This is a genomic window from Pseudonocardia sp. TMWB2A, assembly GCF_017312135.1.
The window spans coordinates 2,323,912-2,350,391 of sequence record NZ_QKQY01000002.1; the positions used below are offsets into that span (position 1 = coordinate 2,323,912).

The following is a 26,480-nucleotide window of genomic DNA, read 5'->3' on the forward strand; positions in this document are numbered from 1 at the left end:
GGAGCCCGCGAGGTGGGCCCCGACCGACGGCATCTGGGGTGCGGAACGCCTCGATCAGGGTGACGTCTCGTCGTCCCAGATCGCGTGGTCCGACTCGCGATCGGCGCTCGTGTCATCGGTGTGCCAGCGGGTGAGCTGTGCGGCGCGCTCGTTCTCGGGTTCGTCGACGGCGTCGCGGTAGGCGATCTCGTCGAGCATCCGGCGGGCGTGCTGGACCGACTGCTCGGTCTGCTCGGCCTCCGGGACCCGCACGACGTCCTCCCCGGTCTGGACCGGCGGGGCCTCGCGCACGTCCTCCCGCCGCGACTCGGCCACATCCCGGTCCTCGTCGGGTCGGGCGTCGTCGAGGTGGTCGGCGACGTCGTCCGCGGTGATCTCGCGGTGCCGGTCGTCGTCGGCGACGGCGGCGTCGTGGGCGGCCTTCCACTCGGCGGCGGTGACCCGGTCGTCGGGGTCGTCGTCGGCGTCGCGGGCGGACAGCTCGGCCTTGGACAGTTCGGCCTGCGCGCGGGTCTCTGCCGTGTGGGCGAGCCAGCGGCTACGGGCGTCGTCGACCTCGGCCAGCTCGGTCGCGCGCTGTGCCAGGACCGCGGCGAGCGCCGCGGCCTGGGCGGCCTCCTCGGTGAGGCGCTGCTGCTCGGCCGGGTCGGTCGCCGCGGCGGCTTCGGCGCGGCGCAGGGCGGCGTCCTGCTGGTAGCGGGTCGCGGCCTGGTGGGTGGCGGCGAGCTCGTTGGCGACGTAGCGAGGCGCGGCGGCCAACTCGCGGTCGTAGGCGCGGACCCGCATCCGGAGTTGACCGTTGGACAGCTCCAGGTGCTCGCGGTCGATCTCGGGCCGTCCGAGGTCGCGCCACGCCGCGCGGTAGGCGGCGAACTGCTCGACCTGCCCGGGCTGCGGGGCCGGTCCGAGGGCGTCGTCGGGGTCGTCGTGACCGCGGGCCTCGCGGTAGGCAGCGACCCGCCCGACCGTGTCGACCCACGCGGCGCGGGCGGGACCGTCGTCGGGGACCTCTCCGAACGCGGCGACCGCCCAGGGCTGCGGGGCGTCGGCCAGCTCGGCGCCGAGGGTGTGGGCGCGGTCGTCGGCGGCCTCGGCCAGCGCGCTCAGGTAGGCGTCCCACTCCTTGTCCTCGACCCGCGGGGTCCAGTCGGTCCAGCTCTGTCCGACGGGGTCGAAGCGGTGGCCGTCGCGGATGCGGGAGTAGAGGACGTTGGACACGGTGCGGGCGCCGGTGAGCGGGCCGCGTTCGACGGCGTCGCCCAGGACGGTGTCGGGGTCGTGCCCAGCGAGTTCCGCGCGGCGCAGGATGCGGGTCAGCGCGCCGGTGCCGTCCTCGGCGGCGATCCGGGTGCGCTGCTCGACGGTCAGCGCACCGGCGTCGACGAGCCGGTCGAGGGCGGCGTTGGTGCGCTCGGTCGCGGCGAGCTGGGCCCCCTCGGAGAGCAGGTCGGCCGCGGTGCGGGTGCTGAGGGCTTCGGCCACGGAATCGGCGGCGAAGGTGAGCGAGGAACGCTCGACGGCCTGCTCGCTCGTGTCGAGGATCCCGGCGAGGGTGGCGACCGGGTCGCGGTGCAGGCCGTGTTCGTGGGTGGTGCCCTGGGCCGCGTCCTGCGGTCCGGTGCGGGTGGCGACGTGCGCGGTGTTGGAGCTGCGGCCGCGGGACATCCCGACGTACAGCGCGGCGGCGGCGGTGTTCGGAGTGGCGACGGTGTGGGTGGTGTCGACGGTGGCGCCCTGCGCGGCGTGCACGGTGGAGGCGTAGCCGAGCGCGAGGTGCTCGGCGACGTAGTCCGCGGGCAGGACCAGCCGCTCCCCTCCGTCACCGACCGGGTCGGTGGTCACCTCCAGGGCGCCGTCGTCGCGGACGGCAGTGACGCGGTAGGTCTCGCGGTTGATCGGGCCGCGCCGGTTGCCCTCGACGCCGACCAGGTTCCAGCCGTTGCGGCGGGCCTGCACCAGATCCCCCACCCCGGCGAAGGTGCCCTGCATCCCGAGCGGGACCCCGTGCTCCTCCACCTGCCCGAGGCGGACCAGCTCGGTCCGCAGCTGCGCGGACAGCCGGGCGGCCTGGTCGTTGGTGTCGACCAGCAGCAGCGAGCGGCGGCCGTCGAGGGTGTCCGCCAGCCATCCCCGCGCGGCGGACGCCTCGGCGTCGTCCCGGGTGCCGGAGTCGATCAGGCGGCCGTGCTGGTGGTACTCACGTAGGACCGTCTCGTCCCCGGCCCGCAGCCGCAGGGACGCGGCACGTTCCCAGCCGTCGGTGAAGCGACGGGCGTCGGTGAGCTCGTAGCGCGACCCGGCCGCGGCGAGCATGTCCATGCCGCCGCCAGCGCCGACGGCGGCGAGCTGCTTGTGGTCCCCGACCAGCAGCAGCTTCGCCCCGGCCGCCGCGGTGTGGCCGTGGATCGCGGCCAGGGCCGCGGTGTCGGTCATCGCGGACTCGTCGACGACGACCAGGTCCCCGGCGCGCAGCCGCCACTCCTCGTCGCCGTCGACGGTGCGGCGCTCGGCGGGCGCGGCGGCGAGCCGGTCCTGCGTCACCAGCCACCGGGTGACGTTGCGCGCGGTCAGCCCTTCTCCGGTGAGGACGTCGGTGGCGACCTGGCTGGTCGCCAGCCCGAACACCCGTCGACCGGGCTCGTCCGGTGTACCGGCGGGGTCGGTCCAGGCGCGGGCGACGGTGCCGACGACGAAGGACTTGCCGGTCCCGGCCGGCCCGACGAGGGTCTCGACCCGGGCACCGGAGGTGAGGACCCCGCGGACCGCGGCGGCCTGGTCGGCCCCGAGGCGGACGCCCTCGTCGTCGAGGCGGGTCAGGAACGCGGCCGTGGCCTGCTCGGTGAGCGCGGCGCCGTCGCGGGCGGTGACGGCGGCGAGCAGGATGCGTTCGGAGCGGACCTGGTCGGGGGTGGAGTAGATCCGCCCGCCCGGGGCGCGCATGGCGGACTCGCCGTTGGCGAGCAGCAGGTCGGGCGGCAGCAGCGACTCCCCGGGGCGTTCGGCATCCATCGCGACCGCGTACAGGATGGCCTCGTCGGTGAGCTGGTCGAGCAGCGCCGCGACGTCGGTTCCGTCGGGGATCCCGAGGTAGTCGGGCAGGGCTGCGTTGACCGCGCGGGTGAGGTCCGCGCGGGTCCAGCCCGCCTTGCGGGAGGCGACGTCGGCCAGCGCGAGTTCGATGACCACCTGCGGGTTGAACGCCTGCGGCGCTACGTCCCCGGGGCGGGCGGCCAGGACGGCGTCGGCGACCGCGGCCAGGCCGCCGTCGATGTCGGCGCGCATCCGGTCGTTGATCCGGTCGAGGAACTCCTCGCGGGTCTCCCCGTCGTGCGACTTCGACGCCCTCGTGGCGAACGTGGCCTGCCGGGAGATCCGGTCCCGCTCGGCGGAGTTCGGGGCGCGCCCGTAGCGCTGCTCGAACAGGGCGAACAGCTCGCCGGTCTTGGCGGTGACCGCGCGGCGGCGCTGGGAGAACAGTGCCATCGTCTCCTCGGCGATGCCGACGACCTCGCGGGACTTCCCGTCCGGGCGGGTCGCGAGCAGCATCCCGAGCGAGTGGGTGATCCGCTCCTCGCACGTCCGCTCCGCGACCGCGGCGGCGGCCGGGCGCCACCGGTAGAGGCTGCGCCCGTCGAGGGTGCGCCAGACGCCGTCGGGGCCCTCGACGCGGTTGAGGATCGTGTCGTGGATGTGTAGCTGCGGGTCCCGGTCGCGGGAGTCGTGCTGGAAGAACGACGCGACGACGAAGTTGTGCGCGTCGACCCACCTGCCCGCGGCGCCGCCGTGGTGCCCGACGCGGGAGTAGCCGGCCTTGTCCTGCAGGTAGGCCAGGGCAGCGTTGTTACCCGCCCAGATCGCGTCCTCCACGGCCTGGCGGAACTCGCCCCACGCCGCCGCGGTCTGCTCGTCGCCGGCCTTGCGGGCGGCGACCTCGCGGGCCTCGAACGCGGTGTGCAGCAGCGTCACCGACTTCTGCACGGAGAACGTGACGTCGAGGAACGCGACGTTGTGCCGGGCCGACTTCCCCGCCTCGGTACGCAGCTCGGCCCGGCGTTCCGCCGAAGCGTCCGGCTCGCGTTCCAGCGCGGCGGCGTAGATCTCGTCCTCGGACAGGTACCGGCGTCCCGTGTGCCCCAGCGTCCCGACCTCGTCCCACCGGGACGGGTCGTGGAACCCCTCGTCCCGCGGGTCGAGGAACCGCTCGTAGACCGCACGCATGTCCTGGGCCTCGACCAGGCCGCGCAGCCCCAGCTTCTCCGCCCCGGCACCCCACCAACGCCCCGGCGGCTCCCCCTCGGCGACCGCGCCTGTGTAGTAGTTCTCCCGCCCGGCCGCGACCTCCTTCAACAGGTACTCCGGGCTGTAGCCCGACGCGATGCTCAGCACCCCGACCACCTCGACACGACCTTGCGGCGAGTCCCGTCGAGATCGACAGCGCACGGGGTCCGGCGTGGCCGGCCGGAGGCCGGCCAGCCCCCTCGGATCGTGATGCATCGGTGTGCTGCTTTTGATCTTGGGCTCTTGTTGCTCTGTTCGGGGTAGTCGCTCTCGGTTCTGGCGTTCTGCTCGGTCGCGGTGGTCTTCTCGCTGCTGGCGCTCATCGGGTGGTCCTGTTCTGGGGCTCGTCGGGGACGAGGTGCAGGCCGCTCGCGGCCTGCGGTGGGGTGTCGCGGAGCTGCTGGAGTGCTCGGGCAGCAGTGCCCCGGCCGACGTCAGCCAGGTCCTGCAGCTCGCGCACCGTCGGGAGGGCTCCGTGGCGCTGGCGGTGGGTCTGGGCGGTGGTGCGGGCGCGCTCCTGCGCGCCCGCACCCGACCCGCCCGTCCCACCGGGGCCGGAGCCGTCCGGCCGGACGGCGGGGCGCGGGGCGGGGTGGGACACCGGACGCGGCGGGCCCGGGATCACCGGCCCGTCCATGGCGGGCGGGACGGCCGGACCGTGTCCCACCTCGTCGGGCTGTCCCGCCGGTGTCCGGCCGGACGGCGGGACGGTGATCGTCGCCCGGACACGGCATCCGGCCGCGCCATCCGGCGCCTGCCGGTCGTGCTCAGGCTGCTCGTCGGTGTCGTTCTCGGCGAGGAGGTAGAGCAGGTGCGCGACGACGGCGGCCGCGATCGCGGGCCACGCCCCGACCCCGAACCGCAGCGCGGCGCTCACGGCCAGCTCCCCACCCGCGGTGACGGTGTCGGAAGCGAGGTAGACCGCCTGCGCGAGCCCCGACAGCCCGGCCGAGACGATCACCACCGACCAGGCGTAGCGGGCCGCCGACCCGGACAGCCGGGCCGTGGCGGTGTAGGCGACCAGCGCGAGGCCGTCGGTGATCAGCGGGTAGATCCAGGCGATCCCGGCCGGGACCCGCGCGGCCAGGGCGACCTCGAACAGGCCGTGCGCCGTCGCGACCGCGGCCCCGATCGCGACGGCCAGGCCCGGCAGCCAGATCGCGGCCCGGCCGGCGCGACCGCTCCGTGTTCCGGTGACCGTCATCCGAGCGCACCGCCGATCGGGCCGGACCCCGCGGCGGCGGTGCTCGCCGGCTCGGGTGGAGCCTGCTCGCGCCCGTCCGCCCACCACGCGGTGATCAGCGACGCGTGCTGCTCCCCCGGCACCGTCGGCGGAGCCCCGGGCGGGGCACCCCACCCGGGTCGGGTCTGGTGCCTTTCGATCGAGCACGACCCGACGGACTTGCGGAGCCGGTTGACCACCCCGGGTCGCTGGCGGTCGTGCCAGTCCCCCGCGAGCTGCACCGACGCGTCGGGCCCCTGGTAGGCCGCGCACCAGGCGTGCATGAGCCACAGCAGTTCCTCGACGACGTCGGCGTGCCAGGCCCAGCACTCCGGCACGACCGCGGCACCGTCGGGGTAGCGCAGGAACACCAGACGCAGCCACCCGGCCAGCTCGTCGAGCAGCACCGCGACCTTCTCCGGCTCGGTCGGGGCGAGCAGCCACGACGGGGCCGGGGCCGGCCGCCGCCGCGCGGCGACCGTCGCGAGGGTCTGGCTCAGCTCCGCCACGACCTGGGTCAACTCGTCGATCCGTCCGTTGACGGGACCGAGCGCGTCGAGCCTGCGGTTCAGGTCGTCGACCTGCCGGGCCAGCCCGGCGACGGCGACACCGGTCGGACCTTCCGCCTTCGAGGGGGTGGCGGGGTGCGGGGGCGTGTTCATCGGCCCCACTCCGTCGCGTCGTGGTCGGCCCGCGGGGCGGACAACGGGATGTCGTGCGGTGCCAGGTCGTCGGCCAGCGCCTCGGCCTGCGTCGCACGGACCAGCTCCGAGACCCGCCGCATCTCGGACTCGGTCAACGGCCGGACCCCGCCCTCCAGCGCCGGGTCCGGGGTGAACCACATGCCGTCGACGAACGCACCGGGCCCCTCGTCGAGGACCCGCTCGCGGTCGCCGCGCTCGTCGTCGTGGACCGGGTCGGGGCCGTCGTCGGTGCGGGCGGCCGCCTCCATCTCCGCGCACAGGGCGCGCATCGACGGGTGGTCGTCGGACAACATCCGCATCCGCCGCCCGGCCGGGGCGAAGGACCACCCCTCGTCGTTGTTGTGGTCGTCCGCAGCGCGCATCGTGTCGTCCTCCTCGGGCTCGTCGCTCCGCTGCTCGCGCGGATCGCGGTCGGTCTGCTGGTGATCGGCGTCGGTCGTCGACGCGGCGGCGGCCGCGGCTTCGGCGGCCAGGACTCGGGCGTCGTGGGCGGCGGTGGCCTCGCGGTGCGAGCGCTCCCGGCCCTCCCGGGCGACGGTCACGAGCCGGGGCTGCGGGTCGCAGCCGGTGGTGTTGGTCAGCTCGTCGAGCCCGACAGTGTGGGCGCGGTAGCCCCACATCTCCGCGTCGGAGTGCAGCCCGGCCAGCCGGTCCCGCTCGGTGATCGCCGACGTCCCCCGCGCCTGCCGCAGCGCCGCGACCGCCGCGGCATCGGCGCGGGTGCGGGCCTGGGCGACGGTCTCCCCGCCCGCGAAGTCGACCCACCCGAAGCGGGCGCGGGCGTCGTCGAGGTCGAACTCGTCGAGCCGCCAGCCCGACGACGGCCGGCCGTGGACGCCGGTGGCGTCGCGCAGGTAGGAGGCGACGACCTGCTCGGCATCCGCCCGCCCACCCGGCAGGTCGATGGCGAGCCGGTCAACCGCCTCGACCGGGGTCAGCAGCTCGTAGCGGCCGCTCATCGCTGCCACCGCCCGTCATCTGCGCCGCCTGCCGGTGGGCCGGGCGGTGCGACGTCGGGGCCGGGTTCGTGCAGCGCGGTCGCCTCGGCGGCCTGGCCCTGCGCCCCGCCGCGGCGGATCGCGCGCAGCTCGGCGAACATCCGGTTGGACGACCGCACCCGGTCCGCTGCCTCCCCGAACCGCCCCGGCCAACGGCCGGCGAGCGCGGTGAGGGCGTGTTCGAGCTGGAGGTCGGCCCACGTCCGGACCGCCTCGCCGCGGCGATGCCAGCGGGTCTCCGCCTCGATCCGACGCAGCAGCCGCGCCCGACGCCGCACATCGCGCCGCTTCCACGCCATCTGCGCCCGACCGATCACCGGAGCGATCCCGCGCCGGATCACCACCACCCGACCAGCCGGCAGATTCGCGATCTGCGCCGGCGCCAACACCGGCACCTTCCGCACACTGCGCGAGGCGACCCGGCCATGGTCATCGGTCGTGGTGACCCGCTCGTCCCGCTCACCAGCCAGGGTGGACCAGAACTCCAGGTCCGCCTTGTCCCGGGTCCCGCCGAAGATCATCACCGCGGCGGTGTTGTTCAGGATCGTCGCGGCCTTGTGCTCACCCCACCGGGCCAACAGCTGGGCGCGGGACTGGAACGCACACAAGATCGTCACACCACGACCGCCCATGTCCGCCGTCCACGACTCCAACGGGACCGGGCTGATCAGTGCCGCCTCGTCCAGGAAGAGTCCGAGCGGCGGGTCCAGCCGCCCCTTCGGCTGCCCGGCGGCCAGGCGGCGGGCCTCGCGGGCGATGTGCCCGGTCAGCGCGCAGACCAGTGGGGAGGTCTGGGCCTCCTCGGCGCCGAGCAGGAACACCGTCGCGCGGTCGTCGAGGAGGCGGGCGACGTCGAACCCCTCGCCCGGTTCGGCCGCCGCAGCCGCGGCGGGGTGGGTGAGCCAGCCGAGGGCGGGCATCACGCTGGAGGTGATCGAGGAGCGGGTGCGCTCGTTGGTGGTCAGGAACTGCATGACGTCCTGCTCGAACGCCGTCACCCCCGACCGGCGCAGCAACGCGGGGACCTCACGGCCGGCGGTGTCCGGGTCGGCGACCCACCCCAGGACGTCGGCCATCCGCTTGTGCCCGAGGGCGGCGGCGTGCAGCAGGGCGGCCAGGACGCGGCGCGCCTGACCGTCCCAGAACTCCCGATCCCCACCCGCACCGGACGCGACCGCGGCGAGCATGTCCGTCGCCCGCTCCGTCGCGGTCACGGGGTCGGTGCAGCCGGTCAGCGGATCGAACGTAATCGTCGACGCGCGGCCACCGAGGCCAGCCGGGTTGAACACGAACACCTCACCCCGGTCCTGACGGCGCAACGGCCCGCACAGGTCCAGCAGATCGGTGCGCGTAGACGTGACCAGCGCGGCGCCCGGCGCGTCCAGGACGCGCCCGGCCAGCCAGCCGGTCTTACCGGTGCGGGGCCCGCCGACGACGATCACCACGTCCTCGACCAACGCCCACACCCGCAACGCTCCGGTGCGGCACAGCTCGACAGCGGCCTCGCTCGTAGCGAGCCGGGCCCGCTGCCACCGCGGGAGCCCGGCCAGGGACGGACGGACGGTGCCGGTCCGGCGCCGGACGGCGAGGGTCCCGGCGTGGCGGACGATGTCCAGACTGGACGCCACCCCGACCTTGCGACGCGACCTCGCCGCCCACCGGGACACCGTCGCCGAGGAGCGCGACCAGCGATGCCACACGATCACCCCGGCCAGGCCGACCACGGCGAGCAGGGCGGGCCAGGACAGGGCGGTGACGATCGTCGCCGCGGGCAGCAGGGCGACCAGGGCGAGGCCGGCGGCCAGGGCGCGGGCGCCACGGGCCCAAGCGAGCAGCGCGCCCGCGGCGAACACCGCCAGAACAACGGCGGTGGAACTGAACAGGATCTCCATCAGAGCTCCCACCCCTCGTTCCACGCCCGCACCTCAGCGGCGTGACGGCTGCAGCCCTTGGCGTGGCCGTCCTCGCTGTTGGCCGGGTTCCCCTCGAACGGGCCGTGATCGGTCACCAGGCCCTCGCAGGTCGAGCACCGCCAGTACGCACACGGCGTCCGGAACGAGCGCACCCCGTCCGGCTCCGGATCCGGGACCCGGCCGCAGACCAGCCAGTCGAACGCCGCCTCCCCCACCACCGCGACCTCGTCGGTGGTGATGCCGAGCGCGTCAGCGACCTGATCCCAGGACCGGCCCGCCGCACGGGCGGCCCAGGCGTACTCGGCAAGCTGAGACTCCGCCACCGTGTGCACCAGCAGCGCGGCCCGGACACCGGCCAGCGGGTCGTCGAGACGGCGGTCGGTGAACACCGTGAACCCCGGGATCGGGACCTCGGACTCGCTCGCGGCGAACGCCTCGACGGCGATCCGGCGCACCAGCTCACGGACCCGACCGGACACAGCGGTCCTCGGGGACGCGTCGAACACGCTCATCACCGACCACCGCCCGGGGTCGTATCGGCGACGGACAGGGTCGCGGCCCAGCGGTCGACCGTGCGTCGCGACACCCCGAACGCCTTCGCGACCTCCCGTCGCGGGACGCCCCCCGCGAGGGCGGCCCGACCGTCGGCGACGATCGGGGACCGGCTCCGCGACGGGACCTGCCGGACTCCCACCGGAACCTCGAAGGTGACCTCACCCTGGCACGCGGTGACACGCCGGGCGGGCCGGACCGCGCGGGCCCGGCGACGCTCCGCGGCCGTCATCCCGCCGGCGATACCGTGCGGCTGGCACTCGATCGCCCACTCCAGGCACGCGGCCTGAACCGGGCACCGGCCGCAGACCCGCTTCGCGCGGGTGACCTGCCGCGAGTACGCGGCGCCGTCCTCCGCGACTGGGAAGAACAGATCGGGGTCCACCGACAGGCACGCCGCGCGCTCGCGCCATCGGTCGTCGTGTCGCTCTACCATCGTTTCCTCGCCTGCCTTCTGCTGATGTGCGGTGAGAGCGGCCCGGCGGCTGTGTCCCGCCAAGAACCCGTCGCCGGGCCGTCCCTCGTGGTGTGTGCTCGCCTCGGTCATCGCGTGTCCCTCCGGTCCGAGGTGCGGGCCGGGGCGGCGAACAACCCGGGCATCGCGTCCAGCTCCTTGCGCCGCAGGTCCCGGTCGGCGGCGCTGTCCTGGCCGACCCCGCGCGCGCCGGGGACGACGTCGGCCAGGTGCGCCAGCCGCGCCGGCAACGGCCGGTTCTCCAGCAGCGCGAGCGCCACTTGCCGCGACGGGCACTCCTCGCGGCGCTGTACGGGCCACCGGCAACCCGGGCACCGTCCGGCGGTCGGGACGTAGTGCTCGACGACGATCCGCAGCCGCTCCGTGCGTCCGGTCGGGGACAGCAGCCGCGGGTCCAGGTCGTCGGGCTGCGCGACCGGGTCTCGGGGCTCGGACGCCAGGTTGGGTCGGGTGCTCACGTCGACCACTCCCGGGCGACGTCCAGCGGCGCGCCGGAGCACTGCTCGGTGAGCGCGTAGCGCAGCCCGCCCGCCTCGACCGGCTCCGGGACGCGTCCGTTCTCGTCCGGGCACAGCACCGATCCGTCCTCGTGGGAGAACTCGGGCAGGTGACCGGCCCGGGCGGGCCATCCGGTCGGCGGGACGTCGATGACCGGGGACCAGCAGCCCGGGCACACCAGGTCCGCGACGTCGATGACGTCGTCACCGAGCATGTGGGCGACCGGGTACTCGGCCGCCGCGCTCACGACCCGCTCCCGGAGGTCCCGGCCTGCTGCGTCCCGTTCAGTGCGGGAGTCGCGGCCTGGTCGAACGCCGACATGAAAGTCCCGACGGCGGCCGGCACACCGGCCCCGACCGGCGTGGCGATGAACAGCACCAGGGCCAGCGCGGCGAACGCGACCGCGCCACCGGCCGAGCGGGCCTTGGCGCAGATGAACGCCCCGACCAGCGCGACGAGGATCAGCACTCCGACGCTGCCCATCACGCACCGCCCCGCAGGTCGGCGGGGACACCGGCGACGGCGTTCTCGACGAGGGTCTGGATGACCTGGGCCGGGACCAGCCAGCGGCCCCGCACGCGGACCGCCCGCAGCTCCCCGGTCGAGATCGCCCGGTAGACGGTCATCCGCGACATCTTCAGCATCGCGGCCACCTCCTGGACGTCGTAGAAGGTCGGCCCCGCACTCGGGGCTCCGGTCGTCGTCATCTCTGCTCTCCGTTCGTATCCATACACACATGGTGCACTATCTGCACATGGTGCACAAGGTTGCGTCTCGTTGCCTCCCGCCGTGCGTGGCGGCTACGCGCCCGTCACCGGGCTGCGTAGGCTCCCAACCGGAGGAGGCCGATGACTGAGCACACGGGGCGCCCGAAGTACCTACAGGTGGCCGACGAGCTACGCCGCGCGATCCGTGCCGGCTCCTACCCCGTCGGGAGCGAGCTGCCCTCGACGTCGCAGCTCACCCGCACCTACGAGGTGTCGACGACCGTCGTTCGTGCCGCGGTCCGCGAACTGCGTCAGGAGGGCGTCGTCCAGGGGCAGCCCGGCAAGGCCGTGTACGTCACCGCCGAGCCCGGCGACGAAACCGACGCCGACCGTTCCGACCTCGCCGTCCGACTGCGCGAGCTCGAGGACCGGACCTCGACCGCTCTCGCCGCGCTCGAAGCCCGGGTGGCCGAGCTGGAGGGCCGGACCTCCAGGCCGTAGCTCCCTGAACCGCCCTGTTTGCTTCTGCGATGCTCTCCATGCGAATCAGCAAACAACGTCGGTGCCCCTACCTACAGTGTGCTCAGGGGGTGCATCCGTGCACAGGGGGTGCACACGGGGTGCAGACAGCCCCTCCGGGCGGTGGAACGGATGGGCGGAACGACGCCGAACGTCGCGCTCGGACGCGCGATGACCGAAGCCGAGATGACCAACAACGGGCTCGCCCGCCGGGTCCGTGACCTCGCCGCACGTCGCGGCGTCCGCAGCGCCGCCGACCACGTCACCGTCAAGAGGTGGCTCGACGGCACACAACCCAGGGCCGATACCGCGGTCCTCATCGCGACCTGTCTGTCGGAGAAGCTCGGCCGCACCCTCACCCCGGCCGGACTCGGCTTCACCGCCGTCGTCACTGCCGAGGCAGAACCTGCCGCCGCCGTCGAGCCGGTCGTCTATCCCGACGACGCCGACACCGCGACCGCACGACTCGACTCCGTCGCCGCAGCCGACACCGCCGGCATCCTCGTCCCCGGCCCATACGCCTGGGACGGGTTCGCGACCCCGTCGATCATCACCGGCTACCTGTTCGACGACCACAGCGAGTACCGCCGACCCGACACCGACGACGCGCCGGTCGACGCCGAAGCGATCCGGCTCACGACTGCCCGGCTCATGGAACTGGACTTCCAGCTCGGCGGCGGGCACACCCGTGAGCTGCTGCTGTTCTACTTCCGCAGCCAGGTACTGCCGCTGCTCCGCTCGCTACCCCGTGGGGCCGGGCGCGCCGACATCCTGTCCGCCACGGCGGAACTAGCCCAGATGCTCGGGTGGAGCGCGTACGACGCCGGGCGCCACGCCGCCGCACAGCGCTACCTCACCTACGGCCTGCGCCTCGCCCGCGACGCGGGAGACGTCCTGCTCGGCGCGAGACTCCTCGCCAACCTCAGCCACCAGGCCAACTACCTCGGCCGCTACCGCGACGCGGTCCAGCTCTCCCGCGCGGCGATCACCACCAGCACCGGCATCCCGGCACCGGCCACCCTCGCCATGCTGCACGCGATGGAGGCGCGGGCCCTCGCGTCGCTATCCGACGGCCCCGGAGCCGAGCGGGCGCTCGGACGAGCCGAGGCGTCACTGCACCAGGGCGGCGACGCCGACCCGGCATGGATCAGCTACTTCGACCCTGCCGAGCTGGCCGGTGAGGCCGCCCACTGCTTCCGCGACCTCGGGCGGGGCGAGGAGACTCGCCACTTTGCCGGCCTGGCTGTCGCCTCCGACGCGACCCCGCCTCGGACCCGGGCGTTCATCAACATGGTCACCGCCGCCGGGGCGCTACAGGAGGGGTCGCTTGACGAAGCGGTCGCGGCGGCACGGTCGGCGATCGAACTGGCCGGGCCGCTGCAGTCCAGCAGGTACCGGCGCTACGTCGCTGACTTCGTCCAGCAGGTGACCGCGGCCCATCCACGAGATTGGCGTTCCGTCGAGCTGGCAGTCCTCACCGACCCACTACTCGGCGTACCAGAGGGGCGATGATCAGAACGGCGTCCAACAGCGCAGTGGCTCGCCGTCGCGAATCGTGCGCATCCGAAGTTCGTACTCGTCGCGAATCTCCTGAGATTCATTAATGTTCTGCATCAGCCAGGTAGTCATTTTGATCGCCTGAGCTTGCTTGATTACCTGAAATCCGGGCCATGTTGTGACGTCGAAGCCATACCCATCAACGAAACTCTGATACTGATCGTCAGACCAGAATCCTGCGACCTGCCACTCTGTCGCCGTCACGGAAAGATCCCACTCCGGCTGCCCGATGGAGATATTCTCTAGGTCGATAAGAACGGGATCGCCCCCCTTAGGAACCATAAGGTTCTGCACATGTGCATCGCCATGAATGATAGTGACCGGAAGCTGGAATTCTAGGGCCTCGATCTCGACAGAGATCCTGGCAAGGCTCTCGGAAAGAGAAATACGATCAGCTTCGCAGATTGGGGCGCACGCGATACGAGCAGCGACACGTCCTAGCGGATCGAATCTCGGTAGAAGCGCGTTCGCGCTCACTGGCTGCTCTAGCGAGTGGATATTGCGTAATAGCGTTCCGAGCTGGTATACGTCCTCGGGCCTGCCTCGTCGTCCGTCAATATACTGCCAGAAAGTGACGGGATGTCCCGAAACAGGGATCGGCTGAGCCATGTCGACCGTTTCACAAACACGAACTCCGTATGACGCCAGCCAACCCGAAGCCCAGACTTCCCTCTCGGCATCACCCCATCGCTCCATCGAACGTGCGATGCGAACAACTGGACCTCTAGGAACTAGACCAAAGATGGCATTTTCTCCAAGGCGAAGCATTATGGCATCCCGCACGTCGAGGTGCGTCACAACGCCCACCTCACGAAGCAAACCGAGCGCATAGTCACGCCCGAACTGCCAAGTCCCGCTACCAGCCTTCACAGTCGAACATCATACCGAAGCGCCGCAGCTGTACCCACGGATGGAGAGACTGACCCAAAATGTCCAGCGGCGAGCAAAAAGCGAAATCGCAGTTCAGATCCACCCAGAAAGAAGTCGATCGCAACTATGAGCACATCTTGGATCACCCTGAGGGGTCAATCCTCCGCTTCCAGTTGAATAATCTCATCGGTCTCGGCTAGGCGCGCAATCTGCAGCTCCACCCCCATGTCGCCGAGGCGCTGAGCACACCTCACTAGCGTGATCTTGGAGAATGTAAATATCGAATCCGCTACCGACCCGCCACCTGTGAAAGCAAGTATGACGCGCTCCGGCGAGTAGGTAGCAGGAAGGGAGAAGTCTCCGTTACTAATTTCATCGACTTTCCTTAGAAAAGCCACTCGGGCATCCGGTTGACGTCGGAGCGACTCCACCGCCACGACCGCTTGGTTGAATAGATGACTCGCTGAGACCGAATCGTCAAGGCGTTTAACGTGTACGAGCGTCCCGTCCTTATGGAGAAGGTCGCAGGCTTCGAACCCTCGCGGATGGAGCTCCGTCGAGATCATCTTCTTATCCATGCAGATGAGATCGGAGTCAGATCGCGCGGCCCATTCGTTGTAAGTGCCTTCGTTCGCGCGGTCGACGTATCGCTTTCCTGTGGCACGCTTGGTTTTCCACTCCCGCGGCCACTCCGGAAGATGGAGGTCAGCCTCTTCGGCAAGGACCTGCGAGACTTTTGTGTTCAGCATCTCAATATAGGCCTCGCCTATGTTGAACCATCGCCCGCGCTGCATGACGAATCTGCCGCCGTCGAAGTCACACTCAAATGAAACCCACTTGTCCACTGAGATCTTGCGCGACATGGGCCTGCCGTCATCGTTAAGGCCTTGTATATAAATTCTACGGAGCCGAGCGAGCTTCCCGGGGTCTGGATCCTCGGCGACCGGACGCAGGATCTGGTCAAGTTCGAGATCTGATGCCTCAATTCGACCTACCCCACCACCGCTAAGAAGATACTTTGCTGGCTCACCAACTTCTTCATTCCATTCCGCAGGCCAACTCAAGACAATACGTCCAGCCGCGATGTTCGCAACAACCTCGTTGAAACGATTTTCGAGAAGTGTGATTCGTGGATCACCCGGACGCAGAGGTCTCGTGTTCTCCAGATGCTCCAGCCCAGAAGCTGGCCTCTCGTTTCGGATGACAGAATCAATGAGACGCAGATCGGCGAGCGCGTCGTCAGACCTCTTGCCAAGGGGGACACTCAGAGCATCCGCGCCTTTTACGGAAACGAGAGTTGGCTCTCCTGGCTTATCACTTGAAAGTCCAGAAGCGGACACTTTTCCCACCAGGCGGCTGACGACCTCGCCAACCTCCTCCATCCCAAACGAGTTAATAGCCGTTCCACCGAATACAGATAGGCGAGCGGTCCTAGGAAGAGTATCTAATGCGTGCGTAGTCAGGGCGCTGACCTGCTCTGCGTCCGCTCGGCGTAGAGCAAAGCGAAGTCCGAAGCCATCGTCAATTACATCATTTGCAAGTAGTAGATGCCCCATCCCCCAGGTCATGCCGTATGCGTAATCTGCGTTATCGTCAAGGCGAAGCAGCAGCAAGCTGGCTGACGTGTTATTCGTGCACGGAGGACGGAAGTTCGTCAGCGACTGCGCGTGGTCGAGCCAGTCCGGAGAGTCATTAGGAATCTGCCCATAAATCAGCTCTGCTGGCCGTTCGCCAACTCGGACCGACTCGGAGGAGAACTCGTCGCGGTCGAGGTAGTCCGATTTGACAGCATCTAGTAGATTCATGCCAGCACTGATCTGAACGCGATACAGTGAGGTCTTACTCGCTTTTGACGGCTTCCGGGCCACTATGCCCCCTCTGCTACTTTGCGAGTAGATCGTCCAGGGCTACCCACCTGTTACAGCCCGTCTACTGAGGGTCATCTGCTGCCAACCTGTTGACGCACGTGCTGCTAGAGGTGAACAGCGGCTTAGCCCTACCTCCGCTGCATGGGCGGCCGCCGGCTCGCAAGCGCAGCGGCAGAACGTTGCTCGGACTCCAGCACGAACGCGGTGTAGGTCCGCAGCGTCGTCGACCCACCACCAGCGTGCCCGAGTCGCCCGGCGACCGTCCGGATGTCCACCCCTGCCGCGATGAGCTCGGTCGCCGAGTAGTGCCGCAGGCAGTGCAGGTGCGTCGTGATCCCGAGCCGCTTCACCATCCGCCCGTACCGCTGGGTCACGGTGTCCGGGTTCAGCTGCACCGACCCGTTGATCGCCGGCGAGAACACGAACCCGTCCCGCCGGACCGTCATGTCCAGCTCGGCCGCGCGGGTCTCGCACCGCTCGCGGTGTGCCATCAGCACCAGGACCAGCTCCGGGTCGATGGTGACCCGCCGGTGCTGGTGGGTCTTGGTGTCTTTCTCCCACACGTCCCCGGCGATCTGCCCAATACTCGACCGGAACACCACGACCCCGCGCTCCAGGTCGACGTCGGGCCACCGCAGCCCGCAGATCTCCCCGCGCCGCGCACCGGTGGTCATGGTCAGCCAGATCAGCGCGGACCAGTCCGGATCGCTCTCGGCCGCCTGCATGATCTGCGCGGCCTCCTCCGCGGTGGGCGGGTTCGGATTCGGCCGCGGCACGGACGGCGGGTCGACCTGATCGACCGGGCTGGTGACTATCCACCCCCAGCGGATCGCGCGCTGGAACGCGCCGCTCAGGATCGCGTGGACCACGCGCACACTCCCGGCCGACAGCGGCGTGCAGACGTGGTGACGACAGGTCCGGTCACACCACCTGCACGTCGCATCCGGATCACCGGCCACGATCTTCGCGCACTTCCGTCGGGCCGAGTGCTCGTCGCAGACGTGCTCGGCCGTCGTGCGGTGCTGGATGTACTTCTCGCCGTGGCAGTGGTCCCGGCACCGGCGGAGGCGTGCGTAGAGGGTGTCCAGCGTTTCCGCCGTCACCCGGCCGACCGGGAGCCGGCCGATCGTCGGCCGGATGTGCTTCTCGATCTTCCCGACGTACCCGGCGCGGGTCTTGCGCTCGACCTCGATGACGTCGAGCCAACGGTCGATCAGCTGGTTCACCGTCGTCTCTGTCCGCGGGCTCCGGCGCTCGTCGACCTGGTTGAGCAGGCGCGTCACGGCCTTGTCCGCCTCGCGCTCGGTCTCCCGCTTCGTGGCACGGGCGGTCACCGTCTCGCGGAGCCGGATCTGCTTCCCGGTGACCTGGTCGACGCCGCCGTACACGCTCACGCGGGCGGAGCCGCTGGGGAGCCACGTGACATTGCCGCGTGTGCGGCGGGGCTTCGAGGAGGCCATGCGCCGAAGCTAACGCGGATCTCGTGCCACAAAACGTGCCACGATCTTGCCTCTGAGCTGGTCAGAAGGCCCAGAAAAAGCCTCTGACGTGGAGCCGCCTTGGGGAGTCGAACCCCAGACCTACGCATTACGAGTGCGTCGCTCTAACCGACTGAGCTAAGGCGGCGTGGTGCGAAACCAGTGTAGCGGCGCCCTCCGCGCCCCCGGAGCACCCCCCACCGGCTCCCCCGATCGGCACGGCTCCGCGCAGTGCCCGACCGCGTCCCCGCCCCGGGATCATCCGGAAGTCGGACGCCCACTGCGCCGTCCGGAGGCAGGATCACCCCCGTGACGATGCGGCTGTTGGCGGTCCTGGCCCTGCTCCTGGTGAGTGCGGCGACGTGGCTGGACGGACGCGCACCACATCCCGTCCCGGCCGACGCCGACCCGGGCGTGTTCAGCGCGGACCGGGCGATGCGCACGGTGGACGACCTGGTCGACGGCCCGCGCCCGGGCGGGAGCCCCGCCGCCGTCGACGCCCGGGACGCGATCGCCGCCCGGCTGACCGCGGCCGGGCTGACCACGCGGCTGCACTCCTCGACCGGCGTCGGCGGGGCCGACGGCAGAATGGCCGCGGCGCCGGTCGACAACGTCGTCGCCACCCTGCCCGGCACCGATCCGACCGGGGCGGTCGTGCTGTCCGCGCACTACGACTCGGTCGCGAGCGGGCCGGGCGCCGCGGACGACATGGCGTCGGTGGCGGCGATCCTGGAGGCGGTGCGCGCGCTGCGGGAGGGCCCGCCGCTGCGCAACGACCTCGTCGTGCTGGTCACCGACGCCGAGGAGGTCGGTCTGCTCGGGATGCAGGCCTGGGTCCGCGACGAGCTCGTCCCCGCCGCGCGCCCGGCGGTCACCGTGAACTTCGAGGCGCGCGGGGTGTCCGGGCCGTCGCTGATGTTCCGGACCTCCCCGGGCAACGCCGGGCTGGCCCGGGTGTTCGCCGACGCCGTACCGCACCCGACGGGCGACTCGTCGCTGGTGGAAGCGTTCCGGCTGCTGCCCAACGACACCGACCTCACCCGGGTACTCGACGCCGGCCGGCCCGGTGTGGACGTCGCGTTCGTCGAGCAGCCGGTGCAGTACCACACGACGGGCGACGCCCCGGAGAACCTGAGCCCGGCGAGCGTGCAGGGCCACGGCGAGGCCGCGCTCGGCCTGGCACGCGCCCTGGGGAACCAGGATCTCGCCCCGCTCGACCCGGCTGCGTCCGGCGCCGCGCCGCAGGGCGACGCGACGTACTTCCGGTTCGCCGGGACGACCGTCGTGTACCCGTCGTGGCTGGTGTGGCCGGTGGCGGCGCTCGGGGCGGTCGCGGTCGTCGCCGCGGTGCTGGTCGCACGCCGGCGCGGGGCGACGACGGTGCCGCGCGTCCTGGGCGCTGCCGCGCTGCTGGTCGTGGCGGTCGTCGCCGCGGTGTCGGCCTCGGTGGGACTGTGGCGGGCGCTCCTGGCGGTGCATCCGGTGTGGGCGGACACCGGCCCGTTCCTGCACCGCCCGGTCCCGGTGCAGGCGGCCGCGGTGGCGCTGGCCGTCGCGGTGACGGCGCTGTGGTGGCTCGCGGTGCGCCGCTGGGCGGGCGCCGCCGGCGCGGCCGCGGCGGGGGTGCTGGTGCTCGCGGTGCTGGGCCTGGTCACCGCGGGCACGGTGCCGGGCGCGTCGTACCTGTTCGCGTGGCCCGCGGCCGCCGCGGGCGCCGGGCTCACCGTCGCGCTCGTGCTGCGGGGGCGCCCGGTCGTCGCGACGGCGGCCGCCACGCTGGGCGCGGTCCCGGCGGCGGCGCTGCTGGTGCCGCTGGGCTGGGACCTGTTCGTGCTGTCCGGTGTGTCCGACGGCGTCCCGGCCGGGGCGCTGGTGCTCACCGCCGCGGCCCTCACCGTCGTCCTCGTCTCGGAGGGAATGCAGCGCGCGACGGTCGGGGGTCCGCCCGGTCGCGTGTGGCCGGTGCCCGTCGCGGCGGCGCTGGCCGCGGTCGTCCTCGCCGGGGTGGGGGCGGCGGTGAACGGCCCGTCGGCGGAACGGCCGCAGGCCTCGCACCTGTCGTTCCTGCAGGACGACGAGGGTGCCCGCTGGGTCAGCAACCAGACCGTCCCCGCGGCCTGGACCGCCCGCTACCTGGACACCCCGGCACAGGAGGTGCCGGCCTGGCCGGGCCCGGACGAGGTCCGCACCGGGCCGGCTCAGCCGCTGGCCGTACCGGGCCCGCGGGTGGAGGTCCTGAGCCGCACCGCGGACCGGGCGGTGCTGCGTGTGACGAGCCCGCGCGGGGCGCCGGGGATCACGCTGCGACCGGACCGGGCGGTCACCACGGCGACCGTGACGCCCGCCGGACGGCCTGCCGTGTCGGCGGCGCCGGCGGACGGGCTGACCGAGATCCGGCTGCACGCGGTGCCGGCCGCGGGTGCCGTCGTCGAGCTGGTGACGGGGCCGGGGCCGCTGGGCGTGGCCGTCGCGGACCTCTCGCCGGGGCCGGCCGGGGTGCCGGGCTTCGTGCCGCGGCCACCGGAGCTGCGCGCGGCCCCGGACCGCACCGGCGACCAGGTGGTGCTGGCGACGCGGGTGGAGCTCAGCGGGTGAACGGGAAACGCGGGCCCGGCTCCCACGGCCCACCGTCGTAGCGCCACAGCGCCAGGCCGGGGACGCCGGCGTCCCACGGGGCGAACCCGGCGGCCAGGTCGTCGTGCAGCGCCCGGGCCGTGGCCGGGGTGACCTTGTTCTGGACGGTCACGTGCAGGTCGGTCTTCCCGGCGTCCTGCCGGGTGAGGCGGGACCGCCACCGGTCGGCGACGCCGCGGCGCAGGGTCGACAGGTCGGGGCAGTCGAGGGTGACGGCGACGCCGCGGCCGAGCAGCCGCAGGCCGGTGACCCGGGCGGTCATCGGGGCGCGGTCGGTCGCGGCGGTCAGGTCGGTGGCGAGCTCGGCGGCGGCGTCGCCGGGCAGGGCGTGGAACAGGGTCAGGTGCGCGGCGAGGTGGTTGCGCCCGGCCGGGAAGTGCCGTTTCCGCAGGTCGTCGAACCGGGCCTGGGTGGCGTCGTCGAGCAGGGCCGTGAGGATCAGCGGCCGGTCATCCACGGTGCAGGGCCGTCATCATGGCCTCGACGGCGATCCGCGGCTTCACGTTCTGCTCCAGCGCGTCGCGGCAGGCGAGCACCGCCTCGAGGCGACGCAGGCTCGACTCCGGGCCCCACTCGGCGGCGGCCACCCGGATCTCGCGGTCGCGGTCCGGGTTGGTCAGCGGCACCGTCGCGCCGGTCGCGGCGACGATCGCGTCCCGGTAGAAGCCGGCGAGGTCGACCAGGGCGCGGTCGAGCGCGTCCCGCTGGGTCCGGGTGGCGCGGCTCTTCTGGCGCTTCTCCAGGTCCCGCTCGGCCGCCTTCGCCGAGCGGGCCGCCGACGCGGCACCCTTGCCCGTGCCGCCGGCGCCCATCGCGACGGCCAGCTCCTCGCGCTCGGACTCGTCGCGGGAGGACCGCAGCTCGTCGGCCTCGGCCTCGGCCGCGCGGATCAGCACGTCGGCGTGGAAGAACGCGTCGCCGAGGCGGCGCAGCTTCGTCGGCACGCCGAGGATCTCCTCGCGCCGGGCACGGGCCTGCGGGTCGCGGGCGAGGCGCCGGGCGCGGCCGACGTGGCCGCCGCACACCGACGCGGCCCACTGGGCATGCTCGGGGTCGATCCCGTCGCGGTCGCGCAGCACCCCGGCGACGGCGTCGGGCGCCGGGCTGCGCAGGTGCACCATCCGGCAGCGCGACCGGATCGTGACGGGCACGTCGTCGGGGTGGTCCGACGGCGCGCACAGCAGGAACACCGTCTCCGGCGCCGGCTCCTCGACCGCCTTGAGCAGCGCGTTCGACGCGCCCTCGGTGAGCCGGTCGGCGTCGGCGATGATCACGATCTGCCAGGTCCCGGTGGCGGGCTTCCGCGCGGCGAGCTGGACGAGCGAGCGCATCTCGGCGACCGAGATGGACAGTCCCTCGGGGACGATCTCGCGGACGTCGGAGTGGGTGCCCGCCATGACGGTCCGGCAGGCCGTGCACTCGCCGCAGCCGTGGTAGCGGCACTGCAGGGCGGCCGCGAAGGCGCGGGCGGCGTTCGACCGGCCGGAGCCGGGCGGGCCGGTGAACAGCCAGGCGTGGGTCATCGCCGTCGGGTCCGACGCCGCCCCGTCCAGCTCGGCGACGGCGGCGGGCTGGCCCACCACGTCGTCCCACACGCTCACGACTACCCCTCCTCCGCCATCTGCCGGCGCGCGACGACGCCGACCACCGCCGCCAGGACGCCCCCGCCGGCGAGGACGAACCGCGTGCCGTCGACCAGCAGCGCGGTGTCGCCCACGGTCACCGTCCGCGTCGCCACGATGCCGACGACGACCGGCACCACCGACATCGCGCCCAGCAGCACCAGCCGCACCAGGGACTGGACGAACGCGTTGACCCGGCCGCGGATCCCGTCGGCGACCTCGGTGCCGATGATCGTGAGACCGGTCAGGAACGCGACCCCGGCGAACGCGCCGACGAACAGCACCGCGGCGATCGCCATGAACAGGTGCACCGCCACCGCCACGACGACGAGCGACACCCCGGCCCCGATGATCGCGCTGCCGAACAGGCGCCGGTGCGGCACCTGCCGGGCCAGCACCGGACCGGCGGCCATGCCCGCCGCGAGACCGGCGAACACCGACGCGAAGAGGATCGAGTACGCCGCGTCCCCGCCGCCGAGGCTCGACGCGTAGAGCTTGGCCGTGGCGATCACGGCGCCGCCCGCGGTGAACGCGCCGATGATCCCGATGACCAGCCCGCGCACGAGCGGGGTGCGGACGACGAAGGTGTAGCCGTCGCGCAGCAGGAACAGCATCGACGGCGGGGCGTGCCGGCGCTCGGCCTCGGTGGCCCGGCCGGAGATCTCCGGGATGGCGAAGTACACGACCAGCGCCGATGCCAGGAACGCGAACCCGTTGAGGCACAGCGCCGCGTAGACGGTGGTCGCCTGGTCCGCGCCGAACAGCGGACCGACCTTGCTGACCAGCGCGAAGAGCCCCGCGCCCCCGACGACGGCGACGCCGTAGGTCACCAGCAGGCTCAGCTGCGCCGCGCTCTCCATCTGCGCCGGGCTGCGCAGCAGGTTCGGGACCGCCGCGTCCTTCGCCGGGATCCAGAACATGGTGCACAGCTCGAGGAGCAGGGTCACGACCAGCAGCCACCACAGCTGCCCGACGAACGGGATCGACAGCAGCAGCACGAACTTCGTGAGGTCACAGGTCACCATGACCTTGCGCCGGTCGAAGCGGTCGGCGAGCACCCCGGCGAGCGGCCCGAACAGCAGCGACGGCACCAGCTTGGTCGCGACGACGCCCCCGAGCGCGAAGCTCTGCGCGGTGAACCCGGCGCCCGCGGTGAGGTGGGTGGCCAGCGACGTGAGCGCCAGCAGCGCCAGCCACTCGCCGGTCGCGGTGACCGCGGTGACCGACCAGAGCCTGCGGAAGGCGGGGATCGCGAGGACCGACGTCAGGCGGTGCGACGTCGACGACGGGGTCGTGATCGCGGCTCACCTCCTCCTCACCCGGCACGGCGTGCGGATCTTCAGGCTAGACCGGCCCACCGACGGCGGACGCGCTGCCTCAGACGATGGTGGACAGCGTCTGGACGAGGATCACCAGGTAGATCAGGACGAAGACGATCGTGAACACCCGGGCCCCGACCCGGCCGCGGGTGAGCCGGGAGAAGCCGAGCAGGCCGTTGTCGAGGTCGACCGGGGGCCGGGCGGACACCGCGGGCGGCCGGTAGACCGTGCCGACGGGCTCGTCGCCGTCCGCGCGGGGGCGGCGCGGGGCGGGCAGCCGGGGCACCGGGCCGGTCGGGGACCGCCGGGGCGCGGGCGGGACCGGCGACGACGGGGTGGGCGTCACCGGGCGGCGGGGGCCGGGGACCGGGTCGCCCGCGTCGTCGTCCGGGGTGGGGATGGCGGCGGGGCCGGGCCTGCGGCGCCGGACCGCGGTCAGGGTCCGCTGGGTGGGGCCGTCGACGTCGGGCTCGCGCGCAGCGGGCCGCTCCTCCTCCGCCGGCGGGTCGGGGTCCGGGGCCTCCGCGGGGGCGACCCGCTCCCGGGCGAGCCGGTCCGCCTCGCGCTCGGCGACCAGCCGCGCCACGCCCCAGCGCCCGTCGTCGGCGGGCGCCGGCGCGGGACGCCTGCTCCTCCACCGCACGGCCATGACGGCATGCTAGGCCGCGACCAGCGGTGATGCCTCGTTCCGACGGGGTATGGCGCGCGGTGCCGCCCGGCCGGGTGACCCGGCCGGACGGAGCGTCACCCGCCGTCGGGCGGCCGGTTCCCGTCCGGGCGGTCCGCCGGCGGGCCGCCGTCCTGCCCCGGGGCCGGGCCGGGCGTCGGGGTGCCCGGGGGCGGCGGCGGGGCCGGTACCGACCCGCTGCTGACCTGCAGGGTCACCTGCTCGCCCGGGAGCGCGGCGCCGCGGGGCTCCTGCCCGACGACCGTCCCCTCCGGGGCGTTGTTGTCGACGGTGCGGGTGGTGACCTGCCAGCCGGCACCCTCCAGCTCGCCGCGGGCGGCGCGGGCCGACCGGCCGACGACGTCCGGGATGCGGGACTCGGCGCCGCCGTCGAGGTAGCGCGGGTCGGTCGCGGGCAGCGGCGTCGGCGGGGTGTTCGCCACCAGCGGGGTCACCGCGCCGTACCAGGTCCGGGCCGGGGTCTTGCCGCCGAAGATGTTGCCGTTCCCGCAGGCGAAGGGGGCGCCGCCGCCGTCGCAGAGGGGTCGCGGACGGTTGGAGTTGTCGAAGGTGATGACCGCTCCGGCCATCTCCGGGATCGCGCCCATGAACGCGGCCGACTTGTGCTGCTGGGTCGTCCCGGTCTTGCCCGCCATCGGCCGGGTCCAGCCGGCGGCCCTCGCCGCGGCCGCGGAGGTGCCGGCGACGTCGTCCTTGCTCAGGCCGGTGACGAGGGTGTTCGCCAGGGCGGGCTCGACGGCCTGCTGGCAGGGCTCCTCGGTGATCGGGACGGGCTTGCCCTCGGCGTCGGTGATCGAGTCGATCGGCGTCGGCGGGCACCACTTGCCCTGGGAGAACAGGGTGGCGCCGACGTTGGCCAGCTCCAGCACCGACGTCGGGGTGACGCCGAGCGTGAACGACGCGAGCCGCTGGTCCTTGATCACCTCGGCGATCGAGCGGTCGGTGCGCTTGCCGGTGCCCGGGTCGACGAACGGCGTCGTGGCCAGGGACTTCATGCCGAGGCGGACGGCCATGTCGACCACGTCCGGCACCCCGGTGAACTCCTCGAGCTTGATGAACGCGGTGTTCGGCGACTGCGCGAGCGCGTCGGTCAGGCTCATCCGGCCGGGGTAGTTGCCGGCGTTCGCGACCGGGACGGGGCGACCGCTGCCGTCGACGTAGATCGGGGAGGCGTAGCCCGACGGCGGCACCTGCATCGAGTAGTTGATGCCGAGGCCCTTCTCCAGCGCGGTGGCCGCGGTGAAGATCTTGTACGTGGACCCGGCACCGAGGTTGACCGGCTGGTACGGCAGGCCGTAGCTGGTCTCCTCGGCGTCGGCGTTCAGGCCGAACGTGCGGCTCGACCCCATCGCGAGCACGCGGTGCTTGTCCTGGCCGGGCTGGACCAGCGACATCACGTTCGCGACGTTGGGGGTGTCCGGCGGCACCTCCTTGTCGAGGGAGCGCTTGACCTCCTCCATCGCGCGGCGGTCCAGGGTGGTGCGGATGGTGTAACCGCCGCGCTGGATCTGCTCCTCGGTGAAGCCGGCCTCGGTGAGGTACTGCGTCACGTACTTGCAGAAGAAGCCCATGTCGCCGGCGCCGTTGCAGCCGTTCGGCACGCGGACCAGCGGGTTCGCGACGCCGAGCGGAGCGGCCATGGCCTGCTTCGCCTGGGCGTCGTCGATCATCTGCTGCTGGCGCATCTGGTCGATGACGACGTTGCGCCGCTGCAGCGCGGTCTGCGGGTTCTGCACCGGGTCGAACTGGGTGGTCGAGCGGACCATCCCGGCGAGCATCGCGGCCTGCGGGACGGTCAGCTTGTCCGGCGTGGTGTTGAAGTAGGTGCGCGCCCCGGCGGCGACGCCGTAGGACCCGTTGCCCAGGAAGACGATGTTGAGGTAGCGGTTGAGGATCTCGTCCTTGGACAGCTGGCGCTCCAGCTGCAGGGCGATCCGCGCCTCCTTGAGCTTGCGGGCCGGGGTCTGCTCGGTGGCCTTGAGCCGCTCGGCCTCGCTCGTCGCGTCGACGTAGAGCATGTAGTTCTTGACGTACTGCTGGGTGATCGTCGAGGCACCCTGGACGACGTCGCCCGACGCCGAGTTCGCGACGACCGCGCGCAGCGTGCCCTGCCAGTCGACGCCGTCGTGCTCGTAGAACCGGCGGTCCTCGATCGCCAGCATCGCGCCCTTCATCGCGGTCGAGATCTGGTCGTTCGTGACCTCGGTGCGGTTCTGGTCGAACAGGTAGGCGATCGGGCGGCCGCCGGAGTCGGTGAGCGTCGTCGTCAGCGGCGGGCGGGTGCCGACCAGGTCCGCCGAGCTCGACGTGACGCTGTCACCCGCCTCGTTGGACAGCACGCCGAGGCCGCCGACCAGCGGGAAGGCCATGCCCGCCGTGACCACACCGAGCAGGATGCACAGGCCGGCGAGGACGCCGAGCGGGCGGAGCAGACGCCGGGGGAACCTCACAGGGGCAAGCCTACGGGCCGGGAGGTCAGGACACGGTCAGGCTCGTGTCCCCGGTTGCGTAGTTTTGCGCGCTGACCCGGGCACCCTCCGCGTCCGAGGATCGAGGCATCACGTCGCGGGCCACCGGG

The 26,480-nt window shown here is 72.4% G+C and carries 22 protein-coding genes and 1 tRNA gene; 3 read left to right on the forward strand and 20 right to left on the reverse strand.

The window, feature by feature from the left end; all coding sequences use genetic code 11:
• Positions 1-54: 54 nt before the first annotated feature.
• The 11 genes from mobF to DMP17_RS25760 all read right to left on the reverse strand — a co-directional run bounded on the left by mobF (position 55) and on the right by DMP17_RS25760 (position 11,347).
• Positions 55-4,386, reverse strand: a complete 4,332-nt coding sequence (mobF, locus tag DMP17_RS25710) for a MobF family relaxase (RefSeq protein ID WP_337830849.1) — start codon at positions 4,384-4,386, stop codon at positions 55-57.
• A 211-nt stretch (positions 4,387-4,597) separates the two neighbouring features.
• Positions 4,598-5,482, reverse strand: a complete 885-nt coding sequence (locus DMP17_RS25715; protein WP_337830850.1) for a hypothetical protein — start codon at positions 5,480-5,482, stop codon at positions 4,598-4,600.
• Entirely contained in the window at positions 5,479-6,162 is a 684-nt protein-coding gene (locus DMP17_RS25720; RefSeq protein ID WP_337830851.1) for a hypothetical protein, read from the reverse strand. Before DMP17_RS25720 ends, DMP17_RS25715 begins: the two co-directional genes overlap by 4 nt.
• On the reverse strand, positions 6,159-7,163 hold the full coding sequence (locus DMP17_RS25725) for a hypothetical protein (RefSeq protein ID WP_337830852.1): 1,005 nt from the start codon (positions 7,161-7,163) through the stop codon (positions 6,159-6,161). Before DMP17_RS25725 ends, DMP17_RS25720 begins: the two co-directional genes overlap by 4 nt.
• A complete protein-coding gene (locus tag DMP17_RS25730; RefSeq protein ID WP_337830853.1) occupies positions 7,160-9,094 on the reverse strand; it encodes a type IV secretory system conjugative DNA transfer family protein in 1,935 nt (644 codons plus the stop codon). Before DMP17_RS25730 ends, DMP17_RS25725 begins: the two co-directional genes overlap by 4 nt.
• A complete protein-coding gene (locus tag DMP17_RS25735; protein ID WP_337830854.1) occupies positions 9,094-9,627 on the reverse strand; it encodes a hypothetical protein in 534 nt (177 codons plus the stop codon). The genes DMP17_RS25730 and DMP17_RS25735 overlap by 1 nt, the downstream gene beginning before the upstream one ends.
• Positions 9,627-10,214, reverse strand: a complete 588-nt coding sequence (locus DMP17_RS46465) for a WhiB family transcriptional regulator (RefSeq protein ID WP_443217909.1) — start codon at positions 10,212-10,214, stop codon at positions 9,627-9,629. The genes DMP17_RS25735 and DMP17_RS46465 overlap by 1 nt, the downstream gene beginning before the upstream one ends.
• Positions 10,211-10,600 carry a hypothetical protein gene (locus DMP17_RS25745; RefSeq protein WP_337830855.1) on the reverse strand — a complete coding sequence of 130 codons (390 nt, stop codon included), beginning with the start codon at positions 10,598-10,600 and terminating at the stop codon, positions 10,211-10,213. Before DMP17_RS25745 ends, DMP17_RS46465 begins: the two co-directional genes overlap by 4 nt.
• Positions 10,597-10,887 (reverse strand): hypothetical protein, encoded by a 291-nt coding sequence (locus tag DMP17_RS25750; protein ID WP_337830856.1) that lies wholly within the window; start codon positions 10,885-10,887, stop codon positions 10,597-10,599. Before DMP17_RS25750 ends, DMP17_RS25745 begins: the two co-directional genes overlap by 4 nt.
• Positions 10,884-11,123 carry a hypothetical protein gene (locus DMP17_RS25755; protein ID WP_068797313.1) on the reverse strand — a complete coding sequence of 80 codons (240 nt, stop codon included), beginning with the start codon at positions 11,121-11,123 and terminating at the stop codon, positions 10,884-10,886. The genes DMP17_RS25750 and DMP17_RS25755 overlap by 4 nt, the downstream gene beginning before the upstream one ends.
• Positions 11,123-11,347, reverse strand: coding sequence for a helix-turn-helix domain-containing protein (locus DMP17_RS25760; protein WP_226367843.1), 225 nt, complete (start codon positions 11,345-11,347; stop codon positions 11,123-11,125). Before DMP17_RS25760 ends, DMP17_RS25755 begins: the two co-directional genes overlap by 1 nt.
• A 141-nt stretch (positions 11,348-11,488) precedes the next feature.
• Here DMP17_RS25760 and DMP17_RS25765 point away from each other — a divergent pair, with 141 nt between their 5' ends.
• Entirely contained in the window at positions 11,489-11,848 is a 360-nt protein-coding gene (locus tag DMP17_RS25765; protein ID WP_337830857.1) for a winged helix-turn-helix domain-containing protein, read from the forward strand.
• 150 nt (positions 11,849-11,998) lie between these two features.
• Positions 11,999-13,378: a hypothetical protein gene (locus DMP17_RS25770; RefSeq protein ID WP_337830858.1), complete on the forward strand. Its 1,380-nt coding sequence runs from the start codon at positions 11,999-12,001 to the stop codon at positions 13,376-13,378.
• Here the strand turns inward: DMP17_RS25770 and DMP17_RS25775 are convergent, their stop codons facing one another.
• From DMP17_RS25775 to DMP17_RS25790, 4 genes are all read right to left on the reverse strand, one after another.
• Positions 13,379-14,221 (reverse strand): phosphotransferase enzyme family protein, encoded by an 843-nt coding sequence (locus tag DMP17_RS25775; RefSeq protein WP_337830859.1) that lies wholly within the window; start codon positions 14,219-14,221, stop codon positions 13,379-13,381.
• Positions 14,222-14,448: 227 nt separating this feature from the next.
• On the reverse strand, positions 14,449-16,161 hold the full coding sequence (locus DMP17_RS25780) for a DUF6119 family protein (RefSeq protein ID WP_337830860.1): 1,713 nt from the start codon (positions 16,159-16,161) through the stop codon (positions 14,449-14,451).
• 128 nt (positions 16,162-16,289) lie between these two features.
• On the reverse strand, positions 16,290-17,621 hold the full coding sequence (locus tag DMP17_RS25785) for a site-specific integrase (RefSeq protein WP_337830861.1): 1,332 nt from the start codon (positions 17,619-17,621) through the stop codon (positions 16,290-16,292).
• 89 nt (positions 17,622-17,710) lie between these two features.
• Positions 17,711-17,787 (reverse strand) — tRNA-Thr (locus DMP17_RS25790).
• Between the two features lie 167 nt (positions 17,788-17,954).
• Between DMP17_RS25790 and DMP17_RS25795 the strand changes: the two genes are divergently transcribed.
• Positions 17,955-20,234, forward strand: coding sequence for a M20/M25/M40 family metallo-hydrolase (locus DMP17_RS25795; protein WP_337832733.1), 2,280 nt, complete (start codon positions 17,955-17,957; stop codon positions 20,232-20,234).
• On the opposite strand, the gene DMP17_RS25800 is transcribed toward DMP17_RS25795, so the two are convergent.
• The 5 genes from DMP17_RS25800 to DMP17_RS25820 form a co-directional block, all read right to left on the reverse strand.
• Entirely contained in the window at positions 20,224-20,730 is a 507-nt protein-coding gene (locus tag DMP17_RS25800; RefSeq protein ID WP_337830862.1) for a 2'-5' RNA ligase family protein, read from the reverse strand. The genes DMP17_RS25795 and DMP17_RS25800 overlap by 11 nt on opposite strands.
• Positions 20,723-21,874 (reverse strand): DNA polymerase III subunit delta', encoded by a 1,152-nt coding sequence (locus DMP17_RS25805; protein ID WP_337830863.1) that lies wholly within the window; start codon positions 21,872-21,874, stop codon positions 20,723-20,725. The genes DMP17_RS25800 and DMP17_RS25805 overlap by 8 nt, the downstream gene beginning before the upstream one ends.
• A 2-nt stretch (positions 21,875-21,876) precedes the next feature.
• Positions 21,877-23,193, reverse strand: coding sequence for an MFS transporter (locus DMP17_RS25810; RefSeq protein WP_308016890.1), 1,317 nt, complete (start codon positions 23,191-23,193; stop codon positions 21,877-21,879).
• Positions 23,194-23,272: 79 nt separating this feature from the next.
• Positions 23,273-23,863, reverse strand: coding sequence for a hypothetical protein (locus tag DMP17_RS25815; RefSeq protein ID WP_226367953.1), 591 nt, complete (start codon positions 23,861-23,863; stop codon positions 23,273-23,275).
• Positions 23,864-23,958: 95 nt separating this feature from the next.
• Entirely contained in the window at positions 23,959-26,352 is a 2,394-nt protein-coding gene (locus DMP17_RS25820; RefSeq protein ID WP_226354312.1) for a penicillin-binding protein, read from the reverse strand.
• Between the last annotated feature and the right edge of the window lie 128 nt (positions 26,353-26,480).